15 protein-coding genes and 1 pseudogene are annotated in these 16,534 nt (G+C 60.1%); 10 read left to right on the top strand and 6 right to left on the bottom strand.

Translation table 11 applies throughout. The annotated features are described in order from the left end of the window. Positions 1-38: 38 nt before the first annotated feature. The 7 genes and pseudogenes from dxs to ERE07_RS08330 form a co-directional block, all read left to right on the top strand. A pseudogene (gene dxs, locus ERE07_RS08360) lies at positions 39-1,898 on the top strand (1-deoxy-D-xylulose-5-phosphate synthase); the annotation flags it as partial. Positions 1,899-2,108: 210 nt separating this feature from the next. Next, complete coding sequence (gene folE2, locus ERE07_RS08355) at positions 2,109-2,951, top strand: GTP cyclohydrolase FolE2 (protein WP_130008367.1); 843 nt, start codon at positions 2,109-2,111, stop codon at positions 2,949-2,951. A 195-nt stretch (positions 2,952-3,146) separates the two neighbouring features. Then, positions 3,147-3,524: a 30S ribosomal protein S6 gene (gene rpsF, locus ERE07_RS08350; RefSeq protein ID WP_130008366.1), complete on the top strand. Its 378-nt coding sequence runs from the start codon at positions 3,147-3,149 to the stop codon at positions 3,522-3,524. A 19-nt stretch (positions 3,525-3,543) separates the two neighbouring features. Further along, positions 3,544-3,861: a primosomal replication protein N gene (gene priB / locus ERE07_RS08345; protein WP_130008365.1), complete on the top strand. Its 318-nt coding sequence runs from the start codon at positions 3,544-3,546 to the stop codon at positions 3,859-3,861. A 94-nt stretch (positions 3,862-3,955) separates the two neighbouring features. Continuing rightward, the gene (gene rpsR / locus ERE07_RS08340) at positions 3,956-4,228 is read left to right on the top strand and encodes a 30S ribosomal protein S18 (protein WP_130008364.1); all 273 of its coding nucleotides are present in this window, start codon (positions 3,956-3,958) and stop codon (positions 4,226-4,228) included. 16 nt (positions 4,229-4,244) lie between these two features. Continuing rightward, on the top strand, positions 4,245-4,700 hold the full coding sequence (gene rplI, locus ERE07_RS08335; protein ID WP_130008363.1) for a 50S ribosomal protein L9: 456 nt from the start codon (positions 4,245-4,247) through the stop codon (positions 4,698-4,700). Between the two features lie 125 nt (positions 4,701-4,825). Beyond that, positions 4,826-6,196: a replicative DNA helicase gene (locus tag ERE07_RS08330; protein WP_130008362.1), complete on the top strand. Its 1,371-nt coding sequence runs from the start codon at positions 4,826-4,828 to the stop codon at positions 6,194-6,196. A gap of 13 nt (positions 6,197-6,209) precedes the next feature. Here the strand turns inward: ERE07_RS08330 and pdxA are convergent, their stop codons facing one another. The 4 genes from pdxA to ERE07_RS08310 form a co-directional block, all read right to left on the bottom strand. Beyond that, positions 6,210-7,214 (bottom strand): 4-hydroxythreonine-4-phosphate dehydrogenase PdxA, encoded by a 1,005-nt coding sequence (pdxA, locus tag ERE07_RS08325; protein WP_130008361.1) that lies wholly within the window; start codon positions 7,212-7,214, stop codon positions 6,210-6,212. A gap of 195 nt (positions 7,215-7,409) precedes the next feature. Then, the gene (locus ERE07_RS08320) at positions 7,410-9,095 is read right to left on the bottom strand and encodes a PhoH family protein (protein WP_130008360.1); all 1,686 of its coding nucleotides are present in this window, start codon (positions 9,093-9,095) and stop codon (positions 7,410-7,412) included. Between the two features lie 68 nt (positions 9,096-9,163). Then, positions 9,164-9,631 carry a peroxiredoxin gene (locus tag ERE07_RS08315; RefSeq protein ID WP_130008359.1) on the bottom strand — a complete coding sequence of 156 codons (468 nt, stop codon included), beginning with the start codon at positions 9,629-9,631 and terminating at the stop codon, positions 9,164-9,166. Further along, on the bottom strand, positions 9,628-10,077 hold the full coding sequence (locus ERE07_RS08310; RefSeq protein ID WP_130008358.1) for an Mth938-like domain-containing protein: 450 nt from the start codon (positions 10,075-10,077) through the stop codon (positions 9,628-9,630). Before ERE07_RS08310 ends, ERE07_RS08315 begins: the two co-directional genes overlap by 4 nt. A gap of 136 nt (positions 10,078-10,213) precedes the next feature. Between ERE07_RS08310 and alaC the strand changes: the two genes are divergently transcribed. Genes alaC through thrC form a run of 3 tightly spaced genes read left to right on the top strand, consistent with a single transcriptional unit; the run spans position 10,214 to position 14,120 of the window. Beyond that, a complete protein-coding gene (gene alaC, locus ERE07_RS08305) occupies positions 10,214-11,401 on the top strand; it encodes an alanine transaminase (protein ID WP_130008357.1) in 1,188 nt (395 codons plus the stop codon). Positions 11,402-11,403: 2 nt separating this feature from the next. Next, positions 11,404-12,705 (top strand): homoserine dehydrogenase, encoded by a 1,302-nt coding sequence (locus ERE07_RS08300; protein ID WP_130008674.1) that lies wholly within the window; start codon positions 11,404-11,406, stop codon positions 12,703-12,705. Next, on the top strand, positions 12,705-14,120 hold the full coding sequence (gene thrC / locus ERE07_RS08295; RefSeq protein WP_130008356.1) for a threonine synthase: 1,416 nt from the start codon (positions 12,705-12,707) through the stop codon (positions 14,118-14,120). The genes ERE07_RS08300 and thrC overlap by 1 nt, the downstream gene beginning before the upstream one ends. Here the strand turns inward: thrC and ERE07_RS08290 are convergent, their stop codons facing one another. Both ERE07_RS08290 and hpnD read right to left on the bottom strand, forming a co-directional pair. Beyond that, positions 14,121-15,539 carry a hydroxysqualene dehydroxylase gene (locus ERE07_RS08290; RefSeq protein WP_130008355.1) on the bottom strand — a complete coding sequence of 473 codons (1,419 nt, stop codon included), beginning with the start codon at positions 15,537-15,539 and terminating at the stop codon, positions 14,121-14,123. Between the two features lie 100 nt (positions 15,540-15,639). Next, positions 15,640-16,503 carry a presqualene diphosphate synthase HpnD gene (hpnD, locus tag ERE07_RS08285; RefSeq protein ID WP_130008354.1) on the bottom strand — a complete coding sequence of 288 codons (864 nt, stop codon included), beginning with the start codon at positions 16,501-16,503 and terminating at the stop codon, positions 15,640-15,642. Positions 16,504-16,534: the final 31 nt, after the last annotated feature.

Here is a 16,534-nt window from a genome sequence, read left to right as displayed (position 1 = left end):
GGACTAAAATGTCCTTACGACCGAATCAATTGAACCGTATGACTACTGTTTCTCTCGAAGCTATTCACTCGCCAGCCGATCTGCGCGACCTGGACCGATCCGAACTCGAAGAGCTCGCGACACAGTTGCGCGAGTTCGTTCTGCAGTCGGTGTCGAAGACGGGCGGGCATCTGTCATCGAATCTGGGAACGGTAGAGCTGACCATCGCGCTGCATCATGTGTTCAATACGCCCTACGACCGTATTGTGTGGGATGTCGGGCATCAATCCTATCCGCACAAGATTCTCACGGGCCGACGCGAGGGCATGGCCACGTTGCGGCAAAAAGAAGGGATATCTGGCTTTCCCAAGCGCAGTGAGTCCGAATATGATGCGTTCGGCACTGCCCACTCGTCCACCTCCATATCGGCCGTGCTGGGCATGGCCGTGGCCTCGCGCAATGCGCGTGAAAACCGCCAGCACATCGCTGTGATCGGCGATGGCGCGATGACGGCCGGGATGGCGTTCGAGGCGCTCAACAACGCGGGCGTAACGCCGGGCGTCAATGTGCTGGTGGTGCTCAACGACAACGACATGTCGATATCGCCTCCGGTCGGGGCGCTGAACCGGTATCTGGCCCGCCTGCTGTCCGGCGGTTTTTATGCGGCAGCCAAGAATGTGGGCAGGGCTGTGCTTCAGCATGTTCCGCCAGTGCTTGAGCTTGCGCGCCGCTTCGAGGGGCATGCCAAGGGCATGGTGTCGCCGGCAACCTTGTTTGAGGAACTCGGCTTCAACTATGTCGGCCCTATCGACGGCCATGATCTGGATGCGCTGGTTCCCACGCTTGAGAATCTCAAGGCATTGGGCGGCCTCCAGTTCCTGCACGTCGTGACACGCAAGGGTCAGGGCTATAAGCTGGCCGAGGCGGATCCCGTTCTGTATCACGGCCCCGGCAAGTTCGACCCCGACGTCGGCATTCAGAAATCCGGCAAGCCTGCGCGACAGACCTTTACCCAGGTGTTCGGGCGCTGGCTATGCGACATGGCGGCTGTCGATGAGCGCCTGTACGGCATCACGCCTGCCATGCGCGAAGGCAGCGGCCTGGTTGAATTCGAGCAGCGCTTTCCCGATCGTTATTTCGATGTCGGGATTGCCGAGCAGCATGCCGTGACCTTTGCCGGTGGATTGGCCTGCGAGGGGCAAAAGCCGGTCGTCGCCATTTACTCCACCTTTCTGCAACGGGGCTACGATCAGTTCATTCACGACGTCGCGCTGCAAAATCTTGATGTCACCTTTGCGCTGGATCGCGCAGGGATTGTCGGCGCTGACGGCGCTACCCACGCGGGCAATTACGACATTGCCTTTTTGCGCTGTGTTCCCAACATGGTGGTCGCCACGCCGTCCGACGAGAACGAGGCCAGGCTGCTCTTGAGCACCTGCTATCGTCATCCGGGCCCCGCCTCGGTACGCTACCCGCGTGGCGCCGGGCGGGGGGCAGAGGTTCAAGCTGATCTGGATGTGGTGGAGATCGGGCGTGGCGTGGTAAGACGGCAGGGCAAAAGGTTGGCCATCCTGGCTTTCGGTACCCTGGCTCCGGCGGCGCTGGCGGCGGCCGAAACGCTCGATGCCACGTTGGTGGACATGCGTTTTGTCAAACCACTCGATGAGGCATTGCTTGCCAGTCTGGCCCAAACCCATCAGGCGTTTGTCACTGTTGAAGAAGCGGCTATCATGGGCGGCGCCGGCAGCGCCGTGCTTGAGTTTTTCGCCAGCCAGAACCTGCAGCTGCCTGTGCTGCAGTTGGGCTTGCCGGATAGCTTCATCGATCATGGAGATCAGGCCGCCATCCTGGCGGAGTTGGGGCTGGATGCTTGTGGCATAGAACAATCCATCAGGCAGCGGTTTGCGGCACTGCTCGCCGGCGGGGATGAGTCCGAGGCGTCAACACCCATCGAGGCCCAACCCAACGACGCTGCGCCCAAGGCGCAGCGGTGGCGTGGCGCCGTAGTAAAGTAACCAGACTTATGCCTGATACCATTGTGGTTATAGGGTTATGGCTTGCGGCAATGCCGCATAATTGATCTTTGTCAAGAATTTGCTGCGGCTTGTGCCGTGCTTGAGGCTTGTTTAATGAATACTCTGTATGACTCCCCTGTCACAATGCCGGACGTGCAAAGCAGTGTTGATACGCGTCACATTGCGATTCAGCGAGTTGGGGTGAGGGGAGTCCGGCACCCCCTGCTCCTGGCTGTCGCGGGGGATGAACCGCAGCCTACGGTGGGCAACTGGGAGCTGACGGTTGCGCTGCCCGCGCACGAAAAAGGCACGCACATGTCGCGTTTCGTGGCGCTGCTGGAGCGTCACCGGCGCACGCCTCTGACGGCACAGGCGTTTTGCCAGATGGCGGCAGACATGTTGCCCTTGCTCAATGCCGAGGCAGGTGATGTTTCCGTGCACTTTCCTTATTTCCTGGAGAAGATTGCGCCCATGTCGGGCGTGAGCAGCCTCATGGATTACGAGCTTACCTGGACTGCCCGTGTCAGCAAGACGCAGCAGTCTGGCGGCGATGCCGAACAGACGCAAAACCCAGCGTCGGAGTTCGAGCTCCAGGTTCTGGTTCCGGTAACCAGCCTGTGCCCATGCTCCAAGGCGATTTCCGAATATGGCGCGCACAATCAGCGCTCTCATGTCATCGCGACGGTGGTCTACAGCGATCCAGGCCTGGCCAATATGGATGAGCTCATCCGCACCATCGAGCAGCAAGCATCATGCGAACTCTGGGGCTTGCTCAAGCGTACGGACGAAAAATTCGTCACGGAGCGGGCCTATGAAAATCCCAAGTTTGTCGAAGATCTGGTGCGCGACGTCGCCAGCCAGCTGCAGGTTGTGCCTGGCGTGCAGCGTTTTCGCGTGGCCGCCGAGAATTTCGAGTCCATTCACAACCACTCTGCGTATGCCGTGGTCGAGGGATGATGCACTGGGCGTCAAGGCCTGACGGGCATTCAGGCAGATTGGGCTTGCCCAGGCATAAGTAAAAATGCTAACATAACTGGTTTCTTGCTCGATCCTTGCGCATTTGCGTGTCAAATGTGGCCAACCGGCCATGCAACGGACGGGCTGCCCCTTGCGGCCATCGCATAGCCGCAAGACATCCACAAGGAGTGTTTTATGCGTCACTACGAAGTAGTGTTCATTGTGCATCCCGATCAAAGCGAGCAGGTGCCCGCCATGATCGAGCGCTATCAGTCTACCGTCACCAGCAATGGCGGCCAGATCCATCGCCTGGAAGACTGGGGGCGTCGCCAGTTGGCTTACCCCATCCAGAAGCTTGTCAAGGCGCATTACGTCTGCATGAACATTGAGTGCAGCCAGACTGTGCTGGATGACCTCGAGCATTCGTTCCGCTACAACGACGCCATCTTGCGTCACCTGGTCATCAAGACGAAAAAGGCGCAAAGCGCGCCTTCCGTCATGATGAAATCCGTCGAACGCGAAGAGGCTCGCAAGGCCAGCGCCGAAGCAACCCCTGCGACATCGGCCAGCTGATCCGGCGATCCGCGTCGCCGTGAACCAGCTGATCCTGACTGCCACAGCCCTCGAGGTAAAGCCGCTTAGGTATACCCCGTCTGGCTTGCCGGCTATCGAGATGTTGCTGGGACATGAGTCGGAAGTCATCGAAGCCGGTCTTGTCCGTCGCATCGAACTGACGCTTCCGGCTGTGGCGCTCGGAGACCTGGCCTTGCTGCTGGCAGACACACCGCTGGGTGCGAGTTTGTCGATAAAGGGGTTTCTTGCCCCGGCCCGAAAAAGCTCAAGCAAGCTGGTGTTGCACCTTCAGCAGGCAGACCGGACATTCGCAGGCGGTGCCAACGCGGTCGTGTAGTTCGACACATTGCAACAGGAGCGCTAGCGTCGCGACGCATGCGCATGAAACATACCGTTCGGGCAGAGCCCGGGCTACCAAGAGGTAAAAAAACATGGCTTACTTCAAGAAAAGCAAAGAAAAACGCAAATTTACGCAGCAAAATCCGCTGTTCAAGCGCCGCAAGTTCTGCCGCTTCACGGCAGCGGGCGTCGAAGAAATCGACTACAAGGATCTGGACACCCTGCGTGATTTCATCCAGGAAAACGGCAAGATCATTCCTGCCCGCCTGACTGGCACCAAGGCTCACTACCAGCGCCAGCTCGACACCGCGATCAAGCGTGCGCGCTTCCTGGCCCTGCTGCCTTACACCGACAACCACAACTAATCCGGGGCCTATCGTCATGCAAGTCATTCTGCTCGAAAAAGTCGTGAATCTCGGTAACCTCGGCGACGTCGTGCGCGTGCGCAACGGCTACGCCCGCAACTACCTGATTCCACAGAAAATCGCGCGTCGGGCCACCGATGCCGCCCTCAAGGAATTCGAAGCGCGTCGCGCCGAACTCGAAAAAGCCCAGGCTGAAAAACTGGCCGCGGCAGAAGCCGTCAACGCCAAGCTGGCTGGCCACACCGTTATTGTTTCGCAAAAAGCGGGCGTCGATGGTCGTCTGTTTGGCTCCGTTACCAGCATGGACATCGCCGCCGCACTGGTGCGTGATGGCTTCGATACCGTCGAAAAAGCGCAAGTTCGCTTGCCGGATGGCCACCTGAAGGCAGTGGGCGAATACCCTGTTCAGGTCGTCCTGCTTGCGGATGTTGTTGCCGACATCACGGTAGTGGTTCAGGGCGAAATGGCCTGATCCCGCTATCTTGCGTGGTACATTCATCCATGCACGGATGAATGTCGCGCCTCGCAGTACAAAGCCGGCGCAAGCCGGCTTTTTTATTTCTGCAGCGGATCCTTCGGAGCCTCTACTTGGACAGCATGAATACAAAACCTGATACGCAGCTCGATTATCTGCGGGTGCCACCCCATTCCGTCGAGGCCGAGCAGTCTGTGCTGGGTGGCCTGTTGCTCGATAACGCTGCCTTCGATCGCGTTACAGATGTGCTGGCCGACGATGATTTCTATCGCTACGACCACAAGTTGATCTGGCAGCATATTGCGCGGCTCATTGGGCTGGCACGCCCAGCCGATGTGGTGACGGTGCACGAATCCCTGGCCAGCGCCGGCAAATCCGAGGACGTTGGCGGCCTCGCTTATCTTAATGCGCTGGCGCACAACACGCCTTCCGCCGCCAATATTCGGCGCTATGCCGAAATCGTGCGCGAGCGCTCCATGTTGCGCAAGCTGGTGTCCGTGGCAGACGAGATCGCGGCTGCGGCATTCAATCCACAGGGCAAGGAAGCGCGCCAACTGCTCGACGAAGCCGAATCCCGGGTTTTTCAGATTGCACAGGAGGGCGCGCGGGGCGCAACAGGCTTTCAGGACATCCAGCCACTGCTCAGCCAGGTAGTGGAGCGCATCGACGAGCTTTATCACCGCGAAGGTGATTCCGACATAACGGGTGTTCCCACAGGGTTCACCGATCTCGACCGCATGACGTCTGGCCTGCAGCCGGGCGATCTTGTCATCGTGGCTGGGCGCCCATCTATGGGCAAAACCTCATTTTCCATGAATATCGGTGAACATGTCGCCATTGAGCAGGGGCTGCCGGTTGCGGTGTTTTCCATGGAAATGGGCGCTGTCCAGTTGGCGATGCGTATGGTCGGTTCGGTCGGTATGCTGGACCAGCACCGCATGCGCACCGGCAAACTGACGGCCGATGACTGGCCGCGCCTGACGCACGCTGTGCAACAGGTGCAAGAGGCACAAATCTATATCGACGAAACGCCGGCATTGTCCTCGATGGAAGTGCGCGCCCGCGCGCGACGCCTGGCCAGGCAGTGTGGCCAATTGGGCCTGATCATCATCGATTACATGCAGTTGATGTCGGCAAACTCCGCCGGCGAAAACCGCGCGACCGAAATCTCGGAAATCAGCCGCTCGCTCAAGGGCCTGGCCAAGGAGCTGAATTGCCCCTTGATCGCGCTGTCGCAGTTGAACCGCAGCCTGGAGCAGCGTCCCAACAAGCGTCCCGTGATGAGCGATTTGCGCGAATCAGGCGCCATTGAACAGGATGCCGACCTTATCTTGTTCATCTACCGCGACGAAGTCTATAACCCTGATTCGCCCGACAAGGGCACGGCTGAAATCATTATTGGCAAACAGCGTAACGGCCCCATCGGCCATGTACGTCTGACCTTCCAGGGATCAAGCACGCGCTTCCTGAACTTTACGTCGGCGATGGGGTGAGCCTGGCAGGCTGTCAGCGTCTTTCCTGCGGCGTCATGGCCAGCGCCAGGTCGTAGGCGGCGCGCAGAGAGGCGGGGTCTGCAATGCTTTGGCCCGCAATATCGAAGGCGGTGCCGTGGTCCACGCTCGTGCGCACAAAGGGAAGCCCCACCGTGACGTTCACGCCTTCATCTATGCCCATGTACTTCACAGGAATCAGGCCTTGGTCATGGTATTGGGCAACGACAATGTCAAATTCTCCCTGGCGCGCCCGCATGAACACCGTGTCGCCCGGCCAGGGTCCGCTGGCGTCTATACCTTCTTCGCGGGCTTTGGCGATCGCAGGCGCAATCACCTTGATTTCCTCTCGGCCAAAACGGCCTTCTTCGCCGGCGTGCGGATTCAACCCCGCAACCGCGATGCGGGGCTGGTCAATGCCGGCCTGCCGACAGGCGCCGTGCGCCAGGCGTATGGTGTCAAGTTCGGCCTCGAACGTGATCCTGGCGCTGACGTCGTTGAGCGCAACATGGATGGTGACAAGAATGACTCGCAGCTCGTTGTTGGCCAGCATCATCGCATAACGTTCGGTGCCCGTGCGCTCCGCCAGGATTTCGGTATGGCCGGGGTAATCGGCACCGCCAGCCTGCATGGTTTTTTTGTTCAAGGGGGCGGTGACAATGGCCCGCAAATTGCCGGCCAGGGCGTCGTCGATGGCATGGCACAGGTATTCGTACGCTCCGCGGCCAGCGAGCTTACTGGGTTGCCCCGGGATGAGGTCTTCCGGCAGGGCCTGCCAGCGATTGAGCACGGAAATGATATCAGGCCCATACCTGGCCATTTCCGGCTCGCTCACGAGCTCAATGCGCAGTTTGTCGTTCAGCTTCAGCCGCTGCAGGGTGGATGAAAGCACGCCAGCGTCGCCATAGACCAGGGCGGGCTGGGGCAGGATGCCGGCAAACAGCTTGGCAATGATTTCGGGACCAATGCCAGCCGCATCGCCCATGGTGATACCGATGGGAAGAGGAGTGTGTGAGCTCATAATGGAAGTTTACTGACTTCCCGGGGACTGTGACCAGCTTTAGCGGCAATATTGCCGCTAAAGCTGGTCAGGGTCAGGGTCAGGGCGGCTGGTCCTGAATGCTCGGGGCGCAGGTCCGGCAGCGAGACGCGCACGCGCCGGCCCCTCGGCCGGTTGGGCCGGCCCTTGCGCCCGCCCTGAGTCGCTGTGCGGCGGCTAAAGCGCTTCGCTCGCGTAATCCGCCAAGCGTGAGCGCTCGCCGCGTTGCAGCGTGATGTGCCCCGCATGCGGCCAGCCTTTGAAGCGGTCGACCACGTAGGTGAGGCCTGAGCTGCCCTCGGTGAGGTAGGGCGTATCGATTTGCGCGATATTGCCAAGGCATACAATTTTCGTGCCAGGCCCTGCGCGCGTCACCAGCGTTTTCATTTGCTTGGGTGTCAGGTTCTGCGCTTCGTCGATGATCAGGAATTTGTTCAGAAAAGTGCGGCCTCGCATAAAGTTCAGAGACTTGACTTTGATGCGAGAACGAATCAGCTCCATGGTGGAGTTCTTGGACCAATCCTGACCGGCTGTTTCGGCCGTTGGGCCGCCGGCACCCAGATGAAGGACCTCAAGGTTGTCTTCCAGCGCGCCCATCCAGGGCAGCATTTTTTCTTCTTCTGTGCCGGGCAGAAAACCAATGTCGTCGCCGACGGGCACAGTGGCTCGGGTAATGATGATTTCGTTGTAGCGCTTGGTTTCCAGGGTTTGCGTCAGGCCGGCGGCCAATGCGAGCAGGGTCTTGCCGGTGCCGGCCTGGCCCAGTAGCGATACGAAATCGCAATCCGGATTCATGAGCAGATTCAGGGCGAAGTTCTGCTCGCGGTTGCGGGCGGTTATCCCCCATACGTTGTTTTTGCCATGGCTATAGTCGCGCAAGGTGGCCAGGACAGCGCTCTTGCCGCTGACTTCCTTGACCTGCGCCTGCATGGGCATTTCGCCATCGAAATGAACGAACTCATTGACGATAAATTCCGAACAGAGCGGGCCCTTGATGCGGTAATAGGTGGTTCCGCCTTGCTGCCAGGATTCGACATCCTTGCCGTGCTTGGTCCAAAAATTGGCGGGCAAAGGCATGACGCCGTCGTAAAGCAGGTCGGAGTCGTCCAGGACGTGATCATTCAGGTAGTCTTCCGCGCGCAGCCCCAGGGAGCGCGCTTTCAGGCGCATGTTGATGTCCTTGGACACCAGGATGACCTCGCGCTTGTCGTCCAATCCCTGCAGGGCGTGCACTACCATCAGGATGGCGTTGTCGGCCTTGCCCATGGGCAGTTCCACGGGGAGCTTGGAATGCAGTGCGCTGGTCTGGAAATGCACATCGCCGAGCGCTTCCTGATTGCCCAGGGCGTCCAACTGTACGCCTTTGTCCAGCCCTTGCTTGCCTTCGACCAGCCCATCCAGAAAGCGGCTGACTTGACGCGCATTGCGGGCCACTTCGGACATGCCCTTTTTTTGATGATCGAGTTCTTCGAGCACCATCATGGGCAGGAAAATATCATGTTCCTCGAATTTGAACAGGGAGTTCGAATCGTGCAGCAGGACGTTGGTATCGAGCACGAAGAGTTTTCGCTTGCCTGCGGCCAGGCGCGTGCGCTTGGCCGGCCGTGTGGCGACAACCGTCAGGGAAGGTGGGGGTTCGGGCGTGGCGGGTGCAAGAGGTGTTGCCTGGACAGCAGCGGGGCTCGGTGACGGAGCCGCGGATTTGCGTCGGGGCGTGCTGGTGCGTGTTGCTGTCTCTGTTTGTTTTTCCGCCTTGGCGGAAGGGGGGCTGTCAGGGGCTGTCGGTCTGGGGGCTGCAGAGTGTGTGAGAGTGTCCGCGGAAACCATGGCACCCATCCGGGTCGGCAGCTTGGGCAAGGGCATAGAGTGTCTGCTCCTGAGAGGTTCTGGGATAAGCGATCAGCGCTACAGGTTGGTTGACGCTGGGTGAATTAGGCGCTGTCGCGCACGAACTGCAAGACTTCATCGGCGTGTCCTGGCACGCGCAAGCCACGCCACTCACGGATAAGGACGCCATCGGCATCAATGAGGAAGGTGCTCCGTTCGATGCCGCGCACCTGCTTGCCGTACATGTTTTTCATTTTGATGACCCCGAAGAGCTGGCACAGGGTTTCCGCGTCGTCGAAAATGAGCGGAAAGGGCAGGTCGTGCTTATCGGAAAACCCCGTGTGGGATTTGAGCGAATCGCGAGATACGCCGATGACCTGGCAACCCGCGTCGACAAAATGCTGATAGAGGTCGCGGAAGTCCTGCGCTTCGGTGGTGCAGCCCGGCGTGTTGTCCTTGGGGTAGAAGTACAGGACGGCACAATGTCCGCGCAGGCTGTCCAGGCTGATTTCGCCCTGGGTGCTGGTTGCGGTGAACGCAGGAATAGGTTTGCCGGTTGCGATCTGGCTCATACGGCCTCCGATTGGGGTAACAGGGCGACGACGACGCGTCGTCCCTCGGACATGAGGATGTTGTAAGTGCGGGCGGCGGCCTGGGTGCTCATGGCCTCGATGCCTATGCCTATTTGCAGCAAAGGCTGGGTGACATGCGCAGGCAGCAAGTGCTGTCGCAGGCCAGTTCCTACCAGGACGACCTCAGGGGCATCCTTGGGCTTCTGGACACCCGAGCCGCCGTCGAGGAAGGCCATGGGGTCGGGCTTGGCATCCGCCAGCCCGGCAATCTGGCGCAGAGCGCCTGCGGTGATATCCGCAACCTGCCGCACCTCCCATTCGCGGATATCACCTTCAGGAGAGAAATAGACAGCATGCCTGTAGGGCACCTGGTTGATTTCGATGTAATCCGTTCCATAGGCCGTCACCGTGTTGAAGGCGGGATTGGATTCGCTTTGTAATTGCACAGCACACTCCCATAATCATTCCGATCATAGCGCAAACATGTGTTGTCAGAGCGCGATATCCTGTTTTTTTTGGATAGATTAAACTTATTGATTCTGCCGAGCTTTTCGTCTCGTTTCGATATCCCCAAGGATGACCATGACCATGTTCCCGCGCATAGAGCGCCTGCCTCCTTATGTCTTCAACATTACCGGCGAACTCAAGATGGCCGCGCGGCGTCGTGGCGAAGACATTATCGACATGTCCATGGGCAACCCTGATGGGCCCACGCCCCAGCATATCGTGGATAAGCTGGTCGATGTTGCATCGCGTCCCGATACGCATGGGTATTCGGTCTCCAAGGGTATTCCGCGCTTGCGCAAGGCAATCTCCGGCTGGTACGAGCGCCGCTACGGTGTACAGATCGATCCGGATTCGGAAGCCATTGTCACCATAGGCTCCAAGGAGGGCCTGGCGCATCTGATGCTGGCCACGCTGGATCGCGGCGACACCGTGCTGGTGCCCAACCCCAGCTATCCCATTCACATTTACGGGGCAGTCATCGCTGGTGCGAATATCCGTTCCGTACCCATGACCCCAGGGCTGGACTTCTTCGAGGAAATCGAGCGAGCCGTGCGCGAGGCCATTCCCAAGCCCAAGATGATGATTCTGGGGTTTCCCAGCAACCCTACGGCGCAGTGCGTCGACCTGTCGTTTTTTGAGCGCATCATCGCGCTGGCGCGCGAGCACAATATTCTGGTGGTTCACGATCTGGCCTATGCCGACATCACCTTCGACGGCTATGTGGCTCCGTCCATCATGCAGGTCGAGGGCGCGCGCGATGTCGCGGTCGAATTCTTCACCATGAGCAAGAGCTACAACATGGCCGGGTGGCGCGTGGGCTTCATGGTGGGCAACCAGGAACTTGTCAACGCGCTGGCGCGCATCAAGAGCTATCACGACTACGGCACATTCACGCCCATCCAGGTGGCTTCCATTGCGGCGCTGGAAGGGCCGCAGGACTGTGTCTCGCAGGTGGTCGAGCAGTATCGCAGCCGCCGCGACGTGCTGGCCAGGGGCCTGCATGAAGCCGGCTGGATGGTCGATATTCCCAAAGCCTCGATGTATATCTGGGCCAAGATTCCAGAGGCCTATCAGCATCTGGGCTCACTGGAGTTCTCCAAGCGCGTGCTTTCCGATGCCAAGGTGGCCGTGTCGCCGGGCGTCGGTTTTGGTGAATATGGCGACGAGTACGTCCGCTTCGCCCTTATCGAAAACGAACAGCGTACCCGGCAGGCGGTACGCGGCATCAAGGATATGTTTCGCAAGGATGGTCTAGGTAAATGAGCTTGAGTCCCATAAAAGTAGGTGTGCTGGGTCTGGGTGTTGTCGGTGGCGGTACCTGGAAAGTCCTGAATCAGAACGCAGAGGAAATTGCCCGCAGAGCGGGCCGGCGCATCGAGGTAGCGGCGGTTGCCGTGCGCGATGTCGAAAAGGCCCGCCGCCTGGTGGGCGATGATGTGCTGGTGGTCACAGATGGCATGGAGGTCGTCAATCATCCCGATATCGATATCGTGGTGGAGCTCATTGGCGGCAACACGGTTGCGCGTGATCTCATCCTGGCGGCCATTGCCAACGGCAAGCATGTGGTCACGGCCAACAAGGCACTGCTGGCCGAATTCGGCAACGAGATCTTCGCGGCGGCGCTCGACAAGGGCGTGATGGTGGCCTTCGAGGCAGCGGTTGCCGGCGGCATTCCCATCATCAAGGCCATACGCGAAGGCCTGACCGCCAACCGCATCCAGTGGCTGGCGGGCATCATCAACGGCACCACCAACTTCATTTTGTCCGAAATGCTGGCCACCGGCCAGTCTTTCGACGAAGCATTGGCCGACGCGCAGCGCCTGGGCTATGCCGAAGCCGACCCCACCTTCGATATTGAAGGGATAGACGCCGCGCACAAACTCACGCTATTGGCGTCCATCGCCTTCGGCATCCCCGTGCAGTTTGACAAATCCCACACAGAAGGCATTTCCGGGCTTGCACAAGAAGACCTCGCGCATGCCGAGCGACTGGGCTACCGCATCAAGCTGCTGGGCATAACGCGCCGCCGTCCAGAAGGCATCGAGCTGCGCGTGCACCCGACACTGGTGCCTGCCGATTGTGTGCTGGCCAACGTTCACGGCGCCATGAACGCAGTGCTGGTGAGCGGCGACGTCGTGGGCCCAACCCTGTACTACGGCCAGGGGGCTGGCGAGTTGCCCACCGCCTCGGCAGTTGTGGCCGATCTGGTTGATGTCACGCGCCTGCAGACCGCCGATCCCGGCCATCGCGTGCCGTACCTGGCCTTCCAGCCGGACGCCATGGTCGATACGCCTATCCTGGCCATGGCTGATGTACAGTCGTCGTACTACCTGCGTCTTCGCGTCCAGGACCGGCCCGGTGTGCTGGCTGATGTCGCCCGCATTCTGTCCGAAGTCGGTATTTCGATCGGTTCCATGTTCCAGGAACCGCATGGCGAGACCGAGGCGGATATTATTTTCCTCACGCACCAGGCCCGCGAAGGCGATATCGATAGCGCGCTCCAGCGCATCGCGGGGTTGCCTTTCGTACATTCCGGCGTCACGCGCCTGAGAGTGGAGACGTTCTGATGAAATACCTTTCGACGCGCGGCGGCATGGCGCCACAGTCTTTTTCGGACATTTTGCTCGAGGGGCTTGCGCCGGACGGCGGCCTGGCCCTGCCGGAAAGCATCCCAACCATCGACGAAGCCACGCTGGAATCCTGGCGCAGCCTTTCTTACGCCGAGCTGGCGACCCGCATTCTGACCTTGTTCATCGATGACATTCCCCCGGCGGATCTCGATCGGCTGACGCATGCTGCGTATCGTGCCGAGGTCTTTGGCAGCCAAGCCATTGTTCCGCTCAAGCCGCTGCGCAACGGAATGACGCTGCTTGGCCTGTCCGAGGGGCCGACGCTGGCCTTCAAGGACATGGCCATGCAGTTTTTGGGCCAGGCATTCGAGTATGTGCTGGACAAGCGCGGCGCTACCCTGAACATTCTGGGCGCCACGTCGGGTGACACGGGATCGGCCGCCGAATACGCGCTGCGCGGCAAACGTGGTGTTTCTGTCTTCATGCTGTCGCCACATGGTCGCATGAGCAGCTTCCAGCGCGCACAGATGTACACGCTGCAGGATGCCAACATCCACAATATCGCCGTCAAGGGGGTGTTCGACGAATGCCAGGATATCGTCAAGGCCATTGCGGGCGATCTGGCGTTCAAAAGCCAATACCATATCGGTGCTGTCAATTCGATCAACTGGGCGCGCATCGCCGCGCAGATCGTGTATTACTTCTGGGGCTGGCTGCGCGCCACGTCAGGCCCGGGGCAACAGGTGTCGTTCGCGGTGCCTTCGGGTAATTTCGGCAATATCCTCGCAGGGCATTTCGCGCGCCAGATGGGGCTGCCCATACGTCGGCTGGTGCTGGCCACCAACGAAAACAACGTGCTTGAGGAATTCTTTCGCACAGGTGTTTACCGGCCACGCCCTGCCGCTCACACGCACGCAACCTCCAGCCCTTCGATGGACATATCGCGGGCCTCCAACTTTGAACGCTTTGTCTTCGATCTGTTGGATCGAGACCCGGCGCGCGTGCGTGCCTGCTGGGATGCGCTGGCGGACAAGGGCGAGTTCGACCTGGGCGAGATGCGCCCCCTCTTCGAATCACGTTATGGCTTTGTCGCAGGCGTGAGCACCCATGCCGATCGCCTGGAAACCATCCGGGCTGTTCATCAGGATAGCGGCGTGCTGATCGACCCGCATACCGCAGATGGCGTCAAGGTGGCTGCAGAGTATATGGAGCCGGGCATTCCCATGCTGGTGCTCGAAACGGCATTGCCGGCCAAGTTTGGCGACACCATACTCGAAGCCACGGGTAAGCCTGCGCCGTTGCCCGAAGCCTTGCGGAATCTGGACGAGCTACCTCAGCGCGTTGTCCTCATGGCTTGCGATGCGGGGCAGATGCGCGACTACATCCGACAGCACGCGCCCGTTGCTGCCTGATCAGCCGGCTGCCAGCGCAGCCGCCCTCTGGCCGCTGCGCACAGCGCCTTCCAGCACGCCGGGATAGCCTGTATCGGTCCAGTCCCCAGCCACCCAGATCGACGGCCAGGGCGTCTGATTGCCCGGACGCCACATTCCCGGCGCTGCCTTGAAGGTGGCGCGTTTTTCCACAATGAGATGATGGCCAGTCACGGCAGGCATGGGTTTGTGCCTGCCCGCCTGTTCCTGCAACTGTGTAATGATTGCAGCAGTAAGCTGATCTGCGTTACTCGCCGCCATGTTACCGGCATCGCTGATCACGACATGTATCAAGTGAGAGGCCTGCGCATGAGCTGGACCTTCGGTCGGAGACGCCGGCTGGGGAAGCAGTGCGCTGCGGTCGAACAGCCACTGCCCGAATTGCAGCCTGCCCGGATCATCCCAGAGCATTTGCATGGCATGCGGCTGGCCCCAAGGCCGTTCCAGCCTGAGTGTCAAGGTGGCAATAGGAATGAACTCAAAGGCAGACAGCGCCGTCAGAAACTGGCTTGAGCCCGGGGCAGGCGCAAGCTGCGCGAGCAGGCGATGGGCCGAAGGGGTGTTGGTGGCAAGGATCGCGCCGTCGTAGGGCTGGCCGTTCACCAACACCCTGTCGGGCCTGGATTGCAATGTTCTCACCGCCTGGCCCAGGCAGACAGCTGTTCGATCGGGAAGATGGCTGGCCTCAAGCCCGTGCGGGTGCGGCGCGGCGGACTGTGTCGAAGGCCACGTTTCGTCCTGCAGCATGGCGATCGCGCGTTCGGGCCAGATGCGGGAGAGGTCGACGGTTGGAATCAGGATATCGCAGTGCCGGGCGGAGCCACCGACGCTGTCGCGCAATACATTGGCGAAGAGTTGCGCACAGGCTTCCTCGAGTGGTGTGTTGAGCGCTGCCAGACACAGCGGTTGCCAAAACATGCGGATGACACGGCTGTTTTGGCGTTCTTGCACGAGCCACTTGCCGACAGTCAGGCCAGGCGTGGTGCGCCAGCGTTGGCGCTGCAGCCGGGATAGTACACGTATGAGACCCAGGCGTTCCGACCAACGAAGACCATGCATGCGCAACATGCCTGCCAGCAGATGCAAGGGGGCGGGCAGATGGCCTGCGCGCAGGCAGAACGTGCCATCGGCGGACATCAACGCCAGTCGCTCGCGGTGAAACAGCGTTTCGGGATTCAGGCCTAGTGCCTGCATTTGCTGCAGCGTGGCCGTGTAGGCGCCCAGCAGAATATGTTGGCCATTGTCCAGATCGCACGATAGGGGCGACGAGGCCACGCGCCGCGCGCGTCCCCCCGGCGTTCTGGCGGCTTCGTATACGTGTACGGCGTGCCCGCGTTTTTTCAGGCATAGCGCAGCGCTCAGCCCTGCCCATCCGGCACCTATGACCGCGAGCCTGCTCATGCCGATGCCTGCGCTTTGGCCTGCTTGAGCACAGGCATCGGCAAATGGTTGTGCGCGGGACCGCGGGTAGGCGGGCGACAGGGTTTCACCGACTCGCTATTCATTGCTTGAGGCGGCGAATGAGCCCTTTGCCGCCGCTCACCCAGGTTTTCCAGGCCAGCCAGAATTTGCGGATGGGGGTCAGCGAGATGCGCTGATCCAGCACTTGCCATTGATCGCGTTCAATTTCACGCAACAGCGCATGATAGATGGCAGCCATCAACAGGCCAGGACGTTGTGCCCGCCGGTCTGCTTCGGGCAGCGCCTGCATCGCTTCCCGGTAATACTGGCGCGCACGGTTTGTTTCGAAACGCATCAGTTCGACAAAGCGCTCGGAATGCCTGCGCTGAATGATGTCTTCGGCTGTCACGTTGAACCGCTGCATGTCGTCGACGGGCAGGTAGATGCGCCCGCGGCGGGCATCATCGCCGACATCCCGGATGATATTGGTAAGCTGGAAGGCCAGTCCCAGTTTTTCGGCGTATTCCAGCGTTTCTGGCCGGGTGTGGCCAAAGATGCTGGCGGACAGCTCGCCGACGACGCCGGCGGCGTGCCAGCAATAGCGGCGCAGCGAAGGCCAGTCCATATAGCGGGAATGGTCCAGGTCCATCTCCATCCCATCGATCACGGCCATCATCTTGGCCTGATCCAGGCCGTAGGCCTGCACGTGGGGCGCCAATGCCTGCATGACGGGGTGTTCGGCGTGACCCTGGTAGAGCTGCTCCACTTGCGTGCGCCACCACGCCAGTTTCATCCGCGCGACCGACGGTTCGGTGGTTTCGTCGACAATGTCGTCGACCTCGCGGCAAAAGGCGTAAAGCGCAGTAATCGCCCTGCGCCGCTCCGGCGGCAGGAACAAAAATGCATAGTAAAAGCTGGAGCCGCTTTTTGCGGCCTTGTTCTGGCAGTATTCGTCAGGACTCATGCGTAGGGGTAGCCGAAAACGGCAATAACAG

It is taken from the genome of Allopusillimonas ginsengisoli, assembly GCF_004153455.1.
In the GTDB taxonomy this organism is placed as follows: Bacteria; Pseudomonadota; Gammaproteobacteria; order Burkholderiales; family Burkholderiaceae_B; genus Allopusillimonas; species Allopusillimonas ginsengisoli.
This window is presented reverse-complemented; position numbering and strand designations above follow the sequence as displayed.

Bases quoted from the DNA above. Each gene is read 5' to 3' on its own strand.
- folE2 (WP_130008367.1), top strand. From the start codon at position 2,109: ATGAATACTCTGTATGACTCCCCTGTCACAATGCCGGACGTGCAAAGC.
- rpsF (WP_130008366.1), top strand. From the start codon at position 3,147: ATGCGTCACTACGAAGTAGTGTTCATTGTGCATCCCGATCAAAGCGAG.
- rpsR (WP_130008364.1), top strand. From the start codon at position 3,956: ATGGCTTACTTCAAGAAAAGCAAAGAAAAACGCAAATTTACGCAGCAA.
- rplI (WP_130008363.1), top strand. From the start codon at position 4,245: ATGCAAGTCATTCTGCTCGAAAAAGTCGTGAATCTCGGTAACCTCGGC.
- ERE07_RS08330 (WP_130008362.1), top strand. From the start codon at position 4,826: ATGAATACAAAACCTGATACGCAGCTCGATTATCTGCGGGTGCCACCC.
- pdxA (WP_130008361.1), bottom strand. From the start codon at position 7,214: ATGAGCTCACACACTCCTCTTCCCATCGGTATCACCATGGGCGATGCG.
- ERE07_RS08320 (WP_130008360.1), bottom strand. From the start codon at position 9,095: ATGCCCTTGCCCAAGCTGCCGACCCGGATGGGTGCCATGGTTTCCGCG.
- ERE07_RS08315 (WP_130008359.1), bottom strand. From the start codon at position 9,631: ATGAGCCAGATCGCAACCGGCAAACCTATTCCTGCGTTCACCGCAACC.
- alaC (WP_130008357.1), top strand. From the start codon at position 10,214: ATGACCATGTTCCCGCGCATAGAGCGCCTGCCTCCTTATGTCTTCAAC.
- thrC (WP_130008356.1), top strand. From the start codon at position 12,705: ATGAAATACCTTTCGACGCGCGGCGGCATGGCGCCACAGTCTTTTTCG.
- ERE07_RS08290 (WP_130008355.1), bottom strand. From the start codon at position 15,539: ATGAGCAGGCTCGCGGTCATAGGTGCCGGATGGGCAGGGCTGAGCGCT.
- hpnD (WP_130008354.1), bottom strand. From the start codon at position 16,503: ATGAGTCCTGACGAATACTGCCAGAACAAGGCCGCAAAAAGCGGCTCC.